Genomic DNA, 18,297 nt, shown 5'->3' with positions numbered 1-18,297 from the left:
GCCGGGCCGGGCCCGGGCCGGCGAGCGCGGTGTGCGGCTCGCCGGCCCGGCGCGTCACCGTGGGGCGCCGCAGTGTTCGTCGAGGAGAGCGGCGACCTCGGTGACGTGCGGCGAGCGCAGCATCGAGGCGTGGTCGCCGGGGATGTCGACGAAGGTGACCTCCTGGGTGGTGTACCGGGTCCAGTCGGAGAACAGCCCCGCGACGTCGCTCGCGTGCTGTCCGGTGCGGAAGACGAAGACCGGGATGTCCAGCTTGCGGTCCGGCAGGGCCACGTCGCGCGAGTACATCAACTGGTGCATCTGCAGCCGCAGGAACCGGTCCAGGTACTCCGCGCTCAGGAACGCCGCGACCCGGGGGTCCTTGCGTGCCCGGTCGAGCAGAACCCGCTTGGCCTCCTCGTACGGAAGCTTCTGCAGGAGGTCGCGGTCCTGGTCGAGCATGCCGCCGATGCCCATCGCGAGGATGAAGACGCGGGTCTCCTCCTCCGTCAGGTCGGCGTCCGCGACCGGGATGTCCCCCAGGTTCGGCGGGGTGTCGAGGATGATCAGCCCCTTGGGCTTCACGCCCTTGTCGATGAGCGTGGCGGCCAGGTGGAAGGCGATGTGGCCGCCCAGCGAGTGCCCCCCGACGTATCCGCCGTCACCGAGCACATCCTCCGCCGCCTCGAAGCAGAAGTCGACGGCTTCCTCGAAGCTCGGCAGGACCAGGGACTCGCCGGCGGCGAGACCGGGTGCCTCCACGCCGTGGACCGCGCCGAACCCCCGCAGATGGCGGGCGAGTTCGATGTAGCCGAGCACCGTTCCGCCGGCCGGCGGGGCGAAGACGACGTCCGGCCCGTCCCCGGGGGTGGGCCGCAGCCGCACCAGCTTGGCGGCCGGCCGGCCGCCACGGGCGGTGACCTGCTGCTCGTGGTCCTCCAGGGCCGCGGCGAGGGTGCGCACGTCCGGGTAGAGGAACACCTGCTTGGGATCGACCAGGACGTCTTCCTCCCGGAGCAGCGCCACCAGCTTGATGGTGAGCAGCGAGTCGCCGCCCAGTTCGAAGAAGGAGTCGTCCGGGCCGACCCTCGGGAGGTTCAGCACCGACGCGTACGCGGCCAGCAGGCGCTCCGCGCGCGGCGAGAGGGGTTCGGTGGAGGCAGCCACCGGCTCGTCCGCCGGGGTGTCGGCGGCGGTGCGCAGCAGCGACACGTCCACCTTGCCGCTGCTCTTGAGCGGCAGCGTGTCGTAGACCTGGATCACGGAGGGCACCGCGTACGGGGGGAGCAGCCCGCGCACCCTGGTCCGCAGTTCGGCGGGGTCCGTCCCGTCGGCGGCGACGTGCGCGGTGAGCGCGCCGCCGGCCTCGGCGACGCTGAGGACGAACGCGTCGCGGACCCCCGGCAGGGAGCACAGCGCGGCCCGCACCGCGTCCAGTTCGACCCGGTGGCCGCGGACCTTGACCTGCCCGTCGCGGCGGCCCCGGTAGTGGACCACGCCGTCGGCGTCGAGGGTCGCGAAGTCACCGGTGCGGTACAGGCGTTCCCCCGGAAGGGCCGGGATCTCGGTGAACCGCCGGGCGGTCTCCGCCGCGTTGCCGACGTAGCCCAGGGCCAGTCCCTCCCCGCCGACGTACAGTTCGCCCTGGACGCCGAACGGCACCACCTCGCCGTGGTCGTCGACGACGAGGGCGGTACGGCCCCGGATCGGCCGGCCGATCGGCACGGCGCCGTGCACGGGGGCGGTCATGGTGTGCGTGGTGGTGAACGTGGTGTTCTCCGTGGGCCCGTAGCCGTTGGTGATCCGCGTTCCCGGGCACCGCTCCAGCACCCGGTTGACGTGCTCGGGCGAGACCACGTCCCCGCCCACCAGCAGGTCCGCCACCCCGGCGAACAGCGCGGCGTCGGCGTCGGTCAGCTGGTGGAACAGCGGGGCGCTCACCCACATGAGGGTGGGACGCGAGCGCTCGATCTCCGCGCGGAGCCGGGTGACATCGAGGATGTTCTCCTTGTCCGTCAGGACCAGGGTGCCGCCGTTGAGCAGCGGCGCCCACACCTCCAGGGTGGCCGCGTCGAAGGACAGCGACCCGGTCTGCAGGACCCGTGTTCCCTCGTCGAAGGTGATCCAGTCCGGATCGCGTACCAGGCCCACGATGCTGGAGTTGGCGATGGCGACGCCCTTGGGCACCCCGGTGGTGCCGGAGGTGAACATCACGTACGCCTCGCAGGACCCGGGGATGTCGCGGTCCGGCCAGGTGTCCGTGGTGGAGCGGAACGGGATCTCCCGCACCTCTCCTGCGGGCTCCCCCGCCGTGTCGACGGCGACCCAGCCGGTGGTGGTGAGGTGGCCGCGGATTCCGCCGGCCCGCAGGACGGCCGAGGTCACCGACGCCGGCTGGTCGGGGTCGACCGGTACGTAGGAGGCGCCCAGGCGCAGGATGCCCAGCATCCCCACGACCGTCTCGACCCGCTTGGCCGCGTCGAGCGCCACCCGGTCGCCGGCCGCCACGCCCCGCGCGGCGAGGTGCGCCGCGACGCCGGCGCTGTGGGCGTCCAGCTCGCGGTAGGTGAGCGCCTGTTCGCCGTGGACCAGTGCGGTGCGGTCGGCGAAGGCGCGCGCCGTGGAGGCGAACGCGTCGGCCACCGAGCCCTGTTCGGGTGTCTCGCGGGTGTTGCGGCCCAGCCGCAGGGCGGCTTCCCGTTCCCCGGTGGGGACGGCGGTCAGCCGGGACACCGCCCGCCGCGGGTCCTCTGCCATGGCCTCCAGCAGGGCGCGGAACGCCCGCTGCCAGCCGAGTACGGTCTCCTCCCGGAAGAGCGCGGTGGCGTACTCGAAGGCGAGGACCAGCCCGTCCTCCCGCTCGTAGGCGTGCAGCGACAGATCGAAGCGGGCGATGCGGTGCCGCAGTTCCAGCGGGGACCGGGTGGTGCCGGCGAACTGCGGGAAGTCCTCCGTGGGCACGTAGTTGAACATGGTCTGGGCCAGCGGCGGGCGGGAGGTGTCCCGTTCGGGGGCGAAGTTCGCCACCATGTGGTCGAAGGGGTAGTCCTGGTGCCGCAGCAGCTCCGTCATGCCCTGCCGGACCGCCGCGCACTGCTCCTGCACCGTCCGGTCGGCGGGCACCGACATCGGGTACGGCAGGGTGTTGACGAACATGCCGACGGCCTCGGCCAGTCCGGGGTCGTCGCGGCGCATCGCGGGCATGCCGAGGAAGAAGTCCTGCCGTCCGGTGAGCCGGGACAGCAGCACTCCGAACGCGGTGGCCAGCCAGACCGCCGTGGAGACGCCGACGCCGGCCGCCGCGGCGGTGATCCGCCGCACCTCCTGCGGATCGAGCCGCAGGAAGAGGGTGTCCCCCGCGTAGGACTGCATCTGCGGCCGGGGGCGGTCCAGGGGCAGTTCCAGCGGGGCGATGTCCCGTTCCAGCAGCTCGCGCCAGTGGTTCGCGGCGCTTACGGAGGCGGCGCCGGCCGCGTCCTGGCGGCGCACCGCAGCCGGGACGTCCGCCGGGACCGCCGGCAGGTCCGGCATGTCCTGCGCCGCCAGCGCGTTGTGGACCAGGACGAGGTCGCGCATGAAGACCCCGAGCGACCAGCCGTCGGAGGCCAGATGGTGGTGCGAGACGATCAGCACCGACCGTTCGCCCGGCAGTTGGGCGAGGGTGCAGCGGGCCAGCGGCGCGGCGGCGAGGTCGTACTTGTGCCGCAGTTCCGCGTCGAGGACCTCCGACAGCCGTGCCCGGGCCTCCTCCTCGTCCAGCGCCTCCAGCGGGACCCGGTGCAGCGTGACGTCGGGCCGGTCCACGACGCGGGTGACGGGAGTGCCGCCGACCGTGTCGAAGACCGTCCGCAGCGCCTCGTGCCGGCGGGTGACAAAGGTCAGGGCCTTCTCCAGCAGGCCGGCGTCGATGCCGCCGGTCAGCTCCCAGGCGGCCACGATGTTGTACAGGGCCAGGCCGGGTTCGACGTTCTCCGCGAAGAAGATCCGGCGCTGGGCTGCAGACGGTCCGTCCTCGGGCTCCGCGCCGGGCGCAGTGGCGGAGCCGGGGGCCGGTGCGGGGCGCGCCGACTTCTCGTCGATCACCCGGGCGATGGCCGCCAGGGTCGGGTCGTCGAACACCTCGTGCAGGGCGAGGGTGACGCCGAACTCGGCGCGGATGTCGTTCCCGAGCCGGGCCGCCATCAGCGAGTGCCCGCCGAGGGAGAAGAAGTCGTCGTCCCGCGCCAGTTCCTCGGTGCCCAGGATGCGTTCCCACACGGCCGCGAGCCGGCGTTCGGTCTCCGTCTCGGGGCGGGCGCCGGTGGCGCGGGTGCCGGCCGACTGGAGCAGCCGGACGGTGTCCACCTGCCCGTCGCGCCGCCGGGGGATCTGCGGCACGAGCGCGCTCTCGGCCCCGGCCGCGAGGGCGGCGATCGCGGCGGCGGGTATCTCGCCGTCGGCCACGTAGTAGTACGTGGGGACCAGCCGCCAGCCGGGCTTGTGCCGTACCTGCGCGGCGACGTCGGTGTGGGCGCCGTCCAGGCCGACATAGGTGACCGCGCGGTCGTGGCCGAGCGCGAGCAGCAGGGACTCCAGGGCCAGGTCCGGGTCCAGGGACAGGAAGCCGCGCCGTTCGATCGGCACGGTGTTGCCCCGCGACATGCCCAGGCCCGTCCACGCACTCCAGCCGAGCGAGACGGCCGCACGGTGGCCCTGGGCGCGCAGGACGCGCACCGCCTCGTTGAGCGCGCTGTTGGAGGCGGAGTACTCGGCGTGCCCGACGCCGCCGAAGTAGGCGTTGACGGAGCTGAAGGCGATCAGCGGGGCGGCCGGTCCCGCCACCTCGGCGAGGGCGAACAGGCCGCCCACCTTCACCGCCGTGTACCGGGCCAGGCGTTCGGCGTCGACCGTCCGCTGCCCGTCGAGGTCCTCCAGCGCCTGTGTGCCGAAGGTGCCGAGACCGGCGAGGTGGAACGCCCCGTCGACGGCCCCGGGTCCCGCCGCCTCCCGCAGCCGCGCGGCGGCGTCGGGCGCGGCCAGGTCCACGGCGAGGTAACGCACCTCGGTCCTGGCCGCCAACGCCTCCAGCTCCCGGCGGCGTTCGGTGTCGAGACGCTCCAGCGGGGTGCTGCCCACCAGGATCAGCCGGGCCTGGTGGCGGTCGGCGAGGAAGCGGCTCACCTCGCGGCCCACCCCGCCCAGACCGCCGCTGACCAGGTACGTGCCGCCGGTCTTGAGGACCGGGGCGGCGGCCCCGGGCGTGCCGGGGGCGGCGGCGGGCGCGGGGGCCAGGACGCGCTCGGAGCGGACACCGGCGCGGTGGGCGACCACCGCCGCGCCCGAGGGGGCGGTCAGTTCGGCGGCCAGCGCCGCCGCGTTCGCAGCGTCGAGGGTGTCGAGATCGCACCAGATGACCGCCGGGTCGTGGGCGTCGCCGTTCACGCTGCGCACATAGCCCTGGAGGGCGCCGAGGTGGGCGCGGGCGGCGGCGTCGCGGCCCCGGTCACCGACGCTCACCAGCAGGATCTTCCGTGCCCGGCCCGCCGGTTCGCCGGCCGGCCGCTCGGCGGTGGCGGTGGCGGTGATCAGCCGCAGCACGTCCGAGGCGTCCCAGCCGTCCCGGGTCAGCGTCAGGTCGACCACGGCGTCGAGGGTCTCGGCGGGGTGTTCGGCGGCCGGCCCCGAGACCACGGTCAGGGTCTGCGCCAGGGCGCGGCCGACCGCTTCCCGGTCGGCCGGTGAGCCGCCGGCCAGGGTCAGGTGCACCGGCCGGCCCGCGGGGGCCGGCAGGACGCGTGGGTGCGTGGTCTCGGTGAAGAACCACGGCGGGATCACGCGCTGCCGGGCACCGCGCAGCTGGCCGGTCGCCCGCAGCTCCTCGTCGTACTCGCCGGCCGCGAGCCGGGAGACGAGCTTGCCGCGCTGGATCTTCCCGATGCTCGTCTTGGGCACCTGCTCGGTGCGCAGCGGCACGACGTAGCGCGCGGAAAGACCGAACTCGCGCCGCAGGACGGACTGGATCTCCTTGATCTGGTCGGCGGCACCGGCGGGGCCGGTCTCCTGGGGGACGTAGAAGACGGCCAGATGGTCGGTCACATCGTCCTCGTCGCGCACCGAGCAGGCCGCGGCGAAGGTGGGGACCACCCCGGGGACCGTTTCGACCAGCGCCTCCAGGTCGACGTTCTGGTAGTTGAGCCCGTTGACGATGATCCGGTCGGCGCCGCGTCCGGTGAAGGTGATCTTCCGGTCGCGGACGAACGCCAGGTCACCGGTGTCGAACCAGCCGTCCTCGCGGAAGAACCGGGCGTTGGCCTCCGGGTTGTTGAAGTACTCCAGCAGCCGGGTGGCGCCACGGACCTGGAAGGTGCCGATGCGGCCCTCCGGTACGAGGGCACCCTCCTCGTCGACCACCCGGGCCTCCACGCCGGGGTACACGCGTCCGCACTCGACGAACCGGCCGGCGGTTCCGCCGGGGCGGTCGGCGAAGTCCAGGGCGCCGTCCGGATGGATGCGGCGCACGTCCTGCACGCCGGTGGTCCGGCCCCGCTCCAGGGTGTCGGAGACGATCACCATATTGCAGGTCTCCGACATGCCCCACTCGGGCTTGATGGCGCCCGCCGGCAGACCGTGGGGTTCCAGCAGCGTCAGCAGCCGCTGGCAGGTGCCGTAGTGCACCTGCTCGCCGGCGTTGATCCAGCGGCGCACGGCCGACAGGTCCCACCGCCGCTCGCCGCCGTCCGCCACCGCGTCGGCGAGCAGCGCGAGCATGGAGTTGGGGCCCCAGGTGTTCGTGGCCCGGTGGGCGCTGGCCAGGTCGGCCCACCGGGTGGGCTCGCCCAGCACGTACGCGGTCGCGGCGTGCACCTGGGCGGCGCCCAGGTAGACGGGCAGCAGATGGGCGTGGACCAGCCCCACCACGTGCTCGATCGCGAGCCAGTTGAGGAAGACGTCGTCGGCCGCGTAGCCGCTGTGCTGCACGGCGGCCCGCTGCTTGTTCAGGAGGTTCGCGTGCGACTGCACCACCCCCTTGGGGGTGCCGGTGCTTCCCGAGGTGAACAGGATCAGCGCGGGGGACTCCGGCACGATGTCGACCGGCAGCGTCGCCCCGTCGTACGCCTCGGCCTCGGCCAGGGACAGCAGCGTCGCGCCCTCCAGCAGCCGCTCCGCCTCCGGGAGCAGGCCCGGGGTGGCCAGCACCCGGGGCCGGTGCGCGGTGGTCCAGATGCGGCGCAGGGCCTCGGCCTCGGTGCGCCGCTCCCGGTAGTCGGCGGAGGGGGTCACCGGTACGGCGGTCGCGCCGCACAGCAGCGTCCCCCACAGGGCGACGGTGAACTCCTCCTGGCTGCCGGCCAGCAGCAGCACGAGGTCACCGGCGGCCACCCCGCCCGACTGGAGCCGGGCGGCGACCCGCTCGGCCCGCGCCAGCAGGCGGGCGTAGGAGACGAAGACGGTGTCGCCGGCGGCGTCCACGAAGTGGCAGCCGGTGTCCTCGCCGCCGCGCGCCGCGCGGTGCAGCGTGGCGGGCAGGGTCCGGGCGTCGCCGGGCACCTCCAGCAGGGGCGGGCCCTGGACGTAGGCGGGGACGGCCGGGCGCGGGCTCGGCTGCGGGGCCGTACCGCCCGTGGTGCCGTCGCCGGTCGCCGGGGCGGACGGCGTCACCGGGGAGCCGTGGTCGTAGACCTCGCGGTGGAGCAGGACGCTCTCCCGCAGCCCGTGCGTTTCCCGCCAGCCGGCCTCGTGTTCGCGCAGCGGCTCGCGGTCCAGGACGGCGGCCTCGCGCAGCAGCGCGTAGTCGACCCGCCCGTGCCGGTCCAGCGGCAGACTCGTGAGGGTGATGACCTCGTCCACGGGTACGCCGGGCAGGTCATCGGCCGTGACGGCACGGCCGGAGGAGGTGCGGACGAAGGCGACGGCCCGCGGGGAGCCGTCCGCCGTGCGGCACTGGACGGCGGCGCACTCGGCGACGTCCGCGGCCCGCAGGGCGGCGGCCTCCACGGTGGCGACCGGGTAGCGGCGCCCCCGGTGGCGGATCAGTTCGGACGCTCTCTTGGCATGACGCGTGGTCATGGTGAATCCCCCGATTCCTGGTGATCAGTCGTCCAGCTTGATGGTGGTGCCGTCCACCCACATGCCACCGTCTCCGGTGGGGTAGAGGAACGGGCTCGGTGAGGGGAAGCCGGGTGCGATGACGCCCTCGGCCATCCACTGCGCCCACTCCCCGTCGGCCGGCAGCGCGGCCGGGGAGTCGGCTCCGACGTAGATCTCGCCCCGGACACCGGCCGGGCACGGGCGCCCCTGCGGGTCCAGCACGTAGACCGGGCCGGTGAAGCGGGCGAAGAACTCCCGCTGGTCCTCGTGTGCGGCGATCACCGTCGGCGCGTTCTCCGAGCGGCGCAGCAGTTCGGCCACCTCGCCGGGGTCGCTGCCGTCGATGTCGGCCACGGTGGCCCGTCCCTCCGCGATCTGCGACAGGCAGGAGCGGAAGACGCGGGCGAACACGGCGACCCACTCGGGGTCGACGGCTCCGGTCGTCGAGGAGAACCGGACGGTGAGTTCGTCGCCGGGCACCGCGACGACGGTGAGCCGGTAGTTGGTGCGCTCATGGCTGGCGAACTCCCCGATGCCCAGGCGCCGCGAGCTGAGGTGCTCGGGGCCCAGCGGGTAGTTCTCCAGGATGAAGAGCACGTCGAACAGGGAGCGTCCGGCGCCGACGCCGGCGCTCTCCAGGATGTGGGTGGTGGCCAGGTCACCGTGTTCCATCGCGGCGAAGCCGTCGCGCTGGAGCCGGTGGAGCAGTTCGCCGACCTTCTCGTCGCCGGTGGTCTCCACCCGGACCGGCAGGGTGTTGATCAGCAGGCCCACGATGCGTTCCACGTCCGGCACCTCGGGGGTGCGTCCGGAGACGGTGGTCCCGAAGAGCACCTCGTCGGCGCCGGAGACGATGCGCAGGGACAGCGCCAGCGCGGCCTGGAGCACCGTGCCCAGCGTGCAGCTGGAGGCGGCGGCGAAGGCGCGGACGGCGGTGGTCTCCTCGGATCCGAGGACCAGGTTCAGCTGGCTGAAGCGGTCCTCTCCCCCGCCCTGCGGGGCGGCTTCCGGCGGCAGGGCCGAGGCCTTGGCGCCGTTCAGGTGCTCCGCCCAGTAGGCGCGTGCCGCGCTCAGGTCCACGCCGTGCTGCCAGCGGACGAAGTCCCGGAAGCCGGGTGCCGGGGCGGGGACGGCCTCGGCGGTGTCCGCGTCGTAGAGCTCCATCGCCCGGCTGAGCATCCGGAAGACGCTCCAGCCGTCCAGGGACAGATGGGGGAAGCTCAGCACGAACGCGTGCTCCTGGGCGCCGGTCCGCAGCAGGGCGATGCGCAGCAGCGGTCCGTTCGCGAGGTCGAAGCCGCGCGCGATGTCCTCGGCCAGGGCCCGGTCGAGCGCCGCACGCGTCCCGTCGGGGCCGCCGTGGGCCGTCAGGTCGCGGTGGGTGATCTCGAGGTGCGGGTCGCGCAGGACGACCTGGACGGGGTGGGGGAGGTTCTCCCAGCTGTAGACGGTCCGCAGCATCTCGTTCTCGGCGACGACCGTGCGCCACGCGGCCTCGAACCGCTCCCGGCGCAGGTCGCCGCTGAGGGTGGTGACGATCTGTCCGAAGTAGTCGCTGCCGCCGGGGTTCATCAGCTCGTGGTAGAGCAGCCCTTCCTGGGTGGTGGTCAGCGGCAGCACGTGCTCGGCGCGGTCGCCGTACCGTTCGCGCAGCAGCTCCCGTTCGGCGTCGCCGAGGGCCGGCTCCCCGGGGGCCTGCCCGGAGTCCGCCCCGGTGGGGGCCGCCTCCAGCAGCCGGGCGAGGTCGAGCAGGCCCTGCTCGTAGCCGGCCAGCAGCCGGGCCACCTCCGGCCGGTCCGCGAAGCGCCGGTCCACCCGTACGGAGACCTTGAGTTCGTCGCCGTAGCGGAAGATGTTGACCTCGATGGCGCACTCGCGCCGCGAGTCGGGGGCGCGGAAGAGGCCGTAGGCGGCGTCCGCCAGGACCATGCCGGCCGGCATGGCGCCCAGGTAGTTGAACGCGACGGGGATCGCGGCGGCGGGGTGGCGGACCGCGCCGGTGAGGAAGGCGAGGGCCCCGTAGTCGCGGCCACCGGCCGGGATGCCGTCCAGATGGGCGCGGCAGGCCAGGACGGCGGCGATCGGGTCCTGCCGGGGGTCGCTGGGCAGCACCGTGGGGTAGATGCTGGTGAACCAGCCGACGGTGCCGGACAGGTCGAGGTCGTCCACGACATCGGCCCGGCCGTGGCCCTCCAGCAGCACCGGCAATTCCCGCGTGCCGAACGCCTCGCCGTACGCGGAGGCCAGCGTCGCCAGCAGCGCGTGCTGGAGTTCGGCGCCTGGGAAGCCGCGCCCGATGCGCGAGAGGGTCTCGGTGGCCCGCTCCGGGAGACGGAACTCCCGGTCCACGGTGGCCTCTTCGGTGAGCACCACGTGCGGGAACGGGCTGCGTACCCGGTCGGTGACATCCGACCAGTAGGCCACCTGGTCCCGTCGCGGCGCGGAGTCGGCGCGCAGGTGGGTGGCGGCGATCCACGAGGAGTAGGTGGCGGTGCCGGTGGTGGCGGGCAGCGCGCCGGTCTCCTCCCGCAGGGCCGTGCGCAGGTCACGGGCCAGGATCCGCAGGGAGACGCCGTCACTGACCAGGTGGTGCACCGCCAGGACGAGCTTGTGCTCCTCCCCCACGGTCACCTTGGCCGCCTGGAGCATCCGCCCGCGCGCCGGGTCCAGCGTCCGCTGGAGTTCGGTCAGTTCCGCGGTGATCTCCGCGAGATCGGTCACCGCCCAGGCCCGGACGGGGATCCCGGCGGCGGGCAGGTCCTCCTCGTAGTGCCAGACGCCGTCCACCCGGCGCAGCCGGGAGCGCAGCGCGGGATGGTGGGCGGCCACCGCGCGCAGGGCCGCGGCGATCCGCTGCGGGGGGTGGTCCTCGTCGAGGTCCAGCACCAGCGGCAGGTTCCAGTGGTCCAGCCACTCCTCCTCGCCCAGGGCGTCGAGGATCCAGGCGTGCATCGGCGCCAGTTGTGCCGTGTCCTGCCGTTCGACGACGGCCGCCGCCGTCCGGCCCGGGCGCAGGACGCGGGCCAACTTGCGGATCGTCTGGTTCTCGAAGACGTCCTTGGCGGAGACGTGGTAGCCGGAGCCGCGCAGCCGGTTGGTCATCTGGATGACCTGGATGGAGTCCCCGCCGAGGCTGAAGAAGGTGTCGTCGGCGCCGAATGCCTCCGTTCCGAGGAGTTCGGCCCACACCCGGCGCAGTTCGGCGGCCTCGGGGCCGAGTTCGTCCACGGCGGAACGGTCGCCCGTGGCGCTCTCGGGCCGGGCGGGAGTGATCTCGACGCCGGCCAGCGCACGGCGGTCGACCTTGCCGTTGCGGTCCAGCGGCAGCCGCTCCAGCGGCACCAGGACGGAGGGGACCATGTAGTCGGGCAGCAGCCGTTCCAGGTCGGCGCGGATGTCGCGGTCGCTCTCGCCGGACCAGAACCCGACCAGCCGCAGTCCGCCGCTCGCTCCCTTCCGGGCCTCGACGACGATCTCCCGCACGTACGCCAGGGAGCGTGCGACGCGTTCGATCTCCGGCAGTTCGACCCGGAAGCCGCGGATCTTGACCTGGTGGTCGACCCGTCCGATGAACTCGATGTCGAGGTTCTCGTTGAGCCGCACCAGGTCACCGGTGCGGTACATGCGCCCGTTCGCGGTGAAGGGGTCCCGGGAGAACGCGGCGGCGGTGAGGTCGGGGCGGTTCAGATAGCCCAGCGCCACCCCCCGGCCGCCCACGTACAGTTCGCCGGGGACGCCGACCGGCTGGAGCCGGCCCGCGCCGCTGAGCACGTACGCCGAGGATCCGCCGATGGGGCGCCCGATGGGGACGGGCCGGTCATCGGGGTGGTCGGCCGGGATCGGGTGTGTGGTGGAGAAGGTGGTGTTCTCGGTCGGGCCGTAGCCGTTGATGACGCGCACGCCGGGGTCGGCGTCCAGGACGGCGCGGATGTGCCGCGGTGACAGCACGTCGCCGCCGACCAGCAGTTGCCGCAGCCCGGTGAAGGCGGCCGGGTCGGCGTCCACGATCTGGTTGAACAGCGGGGCGCTCGCCCACATCACGGTGGCGCCCGCGTCCTGGACGGCGGCCCGCAGGGAGGCCGCGTCCAGCAGCACGTGCTCGTCCACCAGGTGCAGTTGCGCCCCGTTGAGCAGCGCTCCCCACACTTCCAGGGTGGAGGCGTCGAAGGTGAGCGATCCCGTCTGGAGGACCACGTCCCGCGCGTCGAGGGTGACGAAGGTGGGTGCGTGCACCAGGCGCAGGATGTTCTCGGCGGAGACCACCACGCCCTTGGGACGGCCGGTGCTGCCGGAGGTGTACATGACGTAGGCGGCCGTGGTGGCCGGGTCGCCGGCGTGGTCGGGCCGCGCGGCGGCGCCGTCGCCCGGCGGCACGTCGTGGACGCCCAGCGTCAGCTGCGGCACGGCGGTGTCCGGGTGCTCGATCTCGTCGAGCAGGAGCACCGCCTCGGAGTCCGCCAGCACCAGGTCACGGCGCTCCGGCGGGTCCGAGGGCCGCAGCGGTACGTAGGCGGCGCCCAGGCGCAGCGCGGCGACCATGGCGATGATCACGTGCGGCGAGCGGCGGGCCATGACCGCCACCCGGCTGCCGGCCCGCACGCCCCGGGCGCGCAGCCGCTCGGCGCAGGCGCCCGAGCGGTCCCACAGCTCCGCGAAGGTGAACCGCTCCGCGCCCATCACCAGTGCCGTCGCGTCCGGCCGTTCCCGTACCACCTCGGCCAGCCGGGCCGGAATGGACGCGGGCAGCGGGCCGTCGAGCGGGCCGTTGACCGACAGGACGCGCCGCCGCTCGGCGGGGCCGGCGATCTCGATGGCGCCGACCCGCGGGTCCCGCAGACCGGGGAGGTCGCCGAGCACCGTCAGATAGGCCTCGCTCCAGCGCTCGACGTCGCGGCGGGCGAACAGGTCGCGGCGGTACTCGAAGACCAGGTCGAGACGCCCCTCCCGCTCGAACGTCTGGACCGACAGGTCGAACTTGGCGGTCTCGCTCTCCCAGATCCGCAGCCGCCACGACGCCTCGGGGGTGGTCACCTGCTCGATCTGGGCGTTCTGCAGCGCGAACAGCACCTGGAAGAGCGGGTTCTTGTTGTGCGCCCGCTCCGGTTGCAGCACCTGCACCAGGGAGTCGAACTGCACGTCCTGGTTGTCGTGGAGGCCGATCACCTTGGCCTTGACCTGGTCCAGCAGCGCCGAGAAGGGCTCCGTGTCATCGACCCGGACGTCCAGCGGCAGCGTGTTGGCCAGGAACCCGACCATTCCGGCGGTGTCGCCGAGCCCCCGGTTGGCGACGAGCGTGCCGAGCCGGACGTGGTCGCTCAGGGTCAGCCGCTGGTGCAGCACCGCGTAGGCGGCCAGCAGCAGCACATAGAGCGAGACGCCGTGTTCGCGCGCCAGCCGGCGCAGGCCCGCCAGGACCTCGGGGTCCACGACCGTGGTGATGTGGTCGCCCGCCGAGCCGGCCGGCTCGGCGCCGGTCACCCGGCCGGGCAGCTCCGCCGGGACGGTGACGTCCCCGAGCTGCTCCGTCCAGTAGTCGAGTTGCCGGCGGTGGGCCGGGGTCCCCTCGTACGCGGTCACCTCCGTCACGTACCGGGGGTAGAGGCCACGGATCGGGTCCAGCCGCACCACGCCGTGGTCCAGCAGGTCGCGGTGGATCGCGGCCAGGTCGGACAGGATGACGCCCATCGACCAGCCGTCGGACACGATGTGATGGATCGTCAGGACGATGGTCGCCCGGTCCTCGCTCTCCCGGACGACGGCGGCCCGCACCGGCGCCTCGGCAGGCAGGTCGAAGGGGATCGCGGCGGAGTCCGCGATGATCCGCTCCACCCGCGCCGCGCGCTCCTCCTGCGGCACCGCGCGCAGGTCGTGCTCGGTGAGTTCCAGGCCCAGTTCCTCCACCGGGACGAGCCGCTGGACGATCTCGCCGTCCTCGCCGGCGCCGAACCGTACCCGCAGCGCCTCGTGCCGGTCGATCAGCTGCATCACCGCGACCTTCAGCAGCGGCGCCGCGACCTCCCCGGTCACCGTGATGGACACGGTGTTGTTGTAGTACGGGCTCTGCGGGTCGGCCTCGAACAGGAACCACAGGCGGCGCTGCTGCGGGGTCAGCGGGCTGTCGCCGTCCGCCCCGGTGTGCGGCGGTGCCGGCTCGGCGGCCCGCTCGGGCGCGGTGTGCTCCGCACCGGCCGCCGCCGCCTGCTCCGCCAGGTGCCGGATCGTCGGCTCCGCGTAGAACGCCTGGTGGGAGACCTGGACGACGTTCTCGTCACGCAGCCGCGCCAACAGCTGGATGGTGGCGATGGAGTCGGCGCCGACATCGAAGAGGTTCTCGGTCACGCCGATGGTATCCACCCGGAAAACCGCGCGGCAGATGTCGCGGATGCGCTCCTCCAGGGGGCCGCGCGGCCCCTCGACGGTCACCTCGCCGCGCAGCACGTCCAGCCGGCTGAGCACGGCGGAGCGGTCGACGGCGCCGTTGCGGTCCAGCGGCACCTCGTCGAGGAGCGCGTACCGCGGGGGCCGGTCGCCGTGCTCCGGCCGCAGCACGTCGGCGATCTCCGCCGCGCGGGGGGCGAACACCTCCTCGAAGGTGGCGAAGTCGGTGACCACGCACACGTCGTCCAGGTCGGGACGGTCCTCCCGCACCGGCAGCGCGGACGGCAACCGGGCCCCGTCCACCCCCAGATGGACGCCGGACGCGTCGGTGCCGACGGCACGGGACAGCGCGAGCAGGGCCCGCAGCGGGTCCATCGTCGCGATGCCGCGGCGGCTCAGCGACCGGTTGACGCGCAGGTTGCGGCTCATGCCGGTCTCGTCCCACACGCCCCACGCCACGGAGGTGGCCGCCAGCCCGCGCGAACGCAGCCAGGCCGCGTGGTGGGCCGCGAAGTCCGAGCCGGAGACGTAGCCGGAGACGGTGGTGCCCGGGGCCAGGCTCCGGGCACTGGCGAAGGCGACCAGGAACGCGTCCGGGTGCCGCTCCAGCAACAGGTCGCCGAGCAGGTGCAGGGCGCGCACCTTCGGTGCGTACACCGCCCGCAGATCGGCGACCGACTGCTCGGCGATCAGGGCCTCGTGGATCACGCCCGCGAGGTGGAACACCCCCTGAAGGGGCAGGCCCGAGGACGCGGCGTGTCCCTCGACCGCCGCCCGCAGCGCGCTCGCGTCGCCCAGGTCGCACCGGCGGTAGCTGAACGCTCCGCCGTGCTCCCGTGCGAGCGCCCGCAGTTCGGCGATCTCCCGCTCCGCCCGTTCCGGGTCGCGCCGCCCCAGCACCAGGACGTCCCGTTTGAAGTGCCGCAGCAGGAACGCGGTCAGCAGCCGGCCGATGCCGCCCAGACCACCGGTCACCACGACGAAGCCGTCCCGCAGCGCCAGCGGTGAGGGCCCCTCGGGCAGTGGCAGCGCCTCCAGACCCTGGAGGTGGCGGACACCGTCCACGTACGCCACCGACGTGCCGTCGGCGGCGGTGGTCTCCTCGCGGCGGACGATCTCCACCACATCGCCGCCCGTTCCGGACAGGTCGAGGTGCAGGGCGCTGTGCCCCTCGGCGACGGCGCTGCGCACGAACGCGGAGACCGCGGCGGCCCGGTAGCCCGGGTTGGCATCCAGGGGGCCCAGCGCGGCGCGGGTGACCACGGTGGTACGGGTGAGGGTGATACCGGCCTCGGGCAGCAGCCGCCACAGGTTCTGCAGGCTGAAGACGCCCCGCTCCTGCGCGTCGAGCACGTCACGGTGCCCGTCGTCCCCGCTGGTGTCCATGGCCCACAGGTGCGCCACGGCGACGGTGTCGGCGCCGGCCGCGCGCAGCGTCGAGGCGAGCGAGCGGTACGCCTCCTCGTCGCGGGGGTCGACCTCGGTCACCAGGACGCTGGGCGGCACGACGGCGGAGTCCGCCCCGGGTGCCTCCGGGGTGTGTGCCCAGACCACGAGGCGGGCCGGGGCGGCGGCGAACCGCCCCACCACGGTGGGGTCATCGGTCAGTACGAGCAGCGTTGTCGCCTCGTCGGGCGCCGCCTGCTCGGGCGGGCCGGACGGCACCAGGATGTCGCGGTAGGCGCCGATCGGCGCGGGGACCGCGCCGACGAGCGGGCCCGGGGCGCCGGGTGTGGTGAGCGCGGTGAGCAGATCGCCGTCCGGGTGGTCCGCCAGACCGCTCCCGAAGGCCATCTCGTGGACGGTCACGCCCGAGCGTCTGAGCCGGCGGGCGAGGCGTTCGCGGACCGCCTCGCGGTAGTCGGGGTGGTCTAGCCGGGTCTCCACGGCGGCCAGCGCGCCGCGTGTCCCGGGCAGCAGCACCTCGGAGGTCCACACGCGTACGTCCACCACACCGGGCAGACCGCGGACGGCGGCCTCGACCGCCTCGTCGCGGGTCCACTCGCTGCCAAGTCCGCCCAGCACGGGTACGGGCGCGGGTCCCGGGGGTACGGCGCGGGCCGCCTCCGCCTCCTGCGGGGAGGCCGTCAGATAGCGTCCGGGGCCGACCAGGGAGGCCAGCGCCTCACCGGCGCGCGCCCGGCCGCCGCCGGACTCGCCCACCGCGCGGTCGGCGAACTCGCCGTCCCGGAACCGCGCGCCGAGCTTGGCGCGCTGGATCTTGCCGAGGTTGGTCTTGGGGATGTCGCGGCGCCGTACGGGGACGACCGCGTGCAGCCGTACGCCGATCCTGCGCAGCACCTGGGCGCGGATCTCCTCGACGGGCAGGTCCTCCATGCGCTCGTCGCGCGGCACGAAGAAGACGATCGCCCGGTCCTCGCCCGAGGCGGGGTCGGTGTGCGCCCAGGCGGCGGTGAAGCTGGTCTCCACGCCGGGCAGTTCCTCGATCGCGGCCTCGACCTCGGACAGGTCGACGTTGAGGCCGTTGACGACGAGGATCTGCTTGGCGCGGCCGGTCATGGTGACCTCGCCGTCCAGGATCCGGGCGAGGTCGCCGGTGCGGAACCACCCCTCGGCGGTGAACGCCTCCTGGTTGACCTCGGGGTTGCGGAAGTACGCGGGGGTCACGCACGCGCCCCTGACCACCAGGTGGCCCACCTCGCCCTCGGGGAGGATGTCACCGGCCGCGTCGAGGACGGCAACCTCAAGTCCGGGAATGGGGCGCCCCAGGGAGACGAACTGCGCGGGGCGTGCGCCGTGTTCGCCTTCCGCAGCGGGCGCGGCGGCGGCGAGCGGGCGGAAGGTCCGGTTGTAGAGCACTCCGGAGCAGGTCTCGGCCATGCCCCAGACCGGGACGAAGACATCGGGCCGCAGACCGTGGCCGGCCAGCGCCTCGCACAGCAGGCCGGTCAGCCGGGCGTTCACCATCTCACCGGCGTTGATGACCTGGCGCAGGCACGACAGGTCCCAGTCGGCGTGTTCGCGGGCCCGCACCAGATTGTTGAGGAGCGAGTAGGCGAACTGCGGCGCCCAGGTGTAGGTGACGCGGTGCCGGTCGACGAGGTCGAGCAGCGTGAGCGGGTCGGCCAGGATGTGCCCGGGAGCGACCTGTACCTGTTCGCCCAGCCGGAACACGCCCCGCAGATGGGACATGAGGATGCCCGCGGCGTGCTCCAGCGGCATCCAGTTGAGCTGGATGTCGGTTCCCGGGCCGTCGTCCTGCAGGACGGCGGCCTCCCGCGCGAGCATCGAGCGGTGCGTCTGCACCGCGCCCTTCGGTGTCCCGGTGCTGCCGGAGGTGAAGAAGATGACCGCGGCGTCCTCGGACGCGGTGGCGGGCGCGCTCTCCGGGTCGGGCGCTGCGGGCAGCTCGGCGGTCTGAGGGAAGGTCAGCACCGACCCGGGGTCGTGCCCCAGGAGCGCCAGGACCGGGGGGTACTCCTCGGCGATGGCCGTTCCCACCAGGATGCGGCCGGTGCCGAGCGTCTCCAGGACCCGGGAGACCCCTTCGAGAGTCTCGCGCCGCAGGACCGGGGGGACGCTCATCGGCACGGCGACGACGCCGGCGTGCATCGCCGCCCAGAACAGGGGCAGGTATTCGTGGCCGTCGGGTATCTGGAGGACCAGATGGTCACCCGGCCGCAGGCCGGCCGCGCCGGTCAGCCACCGGGACAGCCGCAGTGCCTCGTCGCGCAGACCCGCGTAGGTCGTACTGCGGTACGCGCCCTCGGCGTCGTAGAAATGAATCGTGGTGTCCGGCGCCCGGTGGGCCGCGTCCTGCAGTGCGGCGAAGACATGGGTCCAATTCGGCGCATGAAGAATCTCGCCGCCCGAGACATGTGAAATCCCGGCGACGCTGAGGTGATCAGCCAT

The 18,297-nt window shown here is 73.7% G+C and carries 2 protein-coding genes; both read right to left on the bottom strand.

What is annotated here, in order from left to right; all coding sequences use genetic code 11:
• Positions 1 to 54: 54 nt before the first annotated feature.
• Positions 55 to 8,025, bottom strand: a complete 7,971-nt coding sequence (locus ACTFAP_RS24805) for an amino acid adenylation domain-containing protein (RefSeq protein WP_500467438.1) — start codon at positions 8,023 to 8,025, stop codon at positions 55 to 57.
• A gap of 24 nt (positions 8,026 to 8,049) precedes the next feature.
• Entirely contained in the window at positions 8,050 to 18,297 is a 10,248-nt protein-coding gene (locus ACTFAP_RS24800; protein WP_500467437.1) for an amino acid adenylation domain-containing protein, read from the bottom strand.

Source organism: Streptomyces sp. PH9007 (assembly GCF_059813725.1).
Note: the sequence above shows the minus strand (reverse complement) of the source record. Positions and strands in the feature narration are given on the sequence as shown.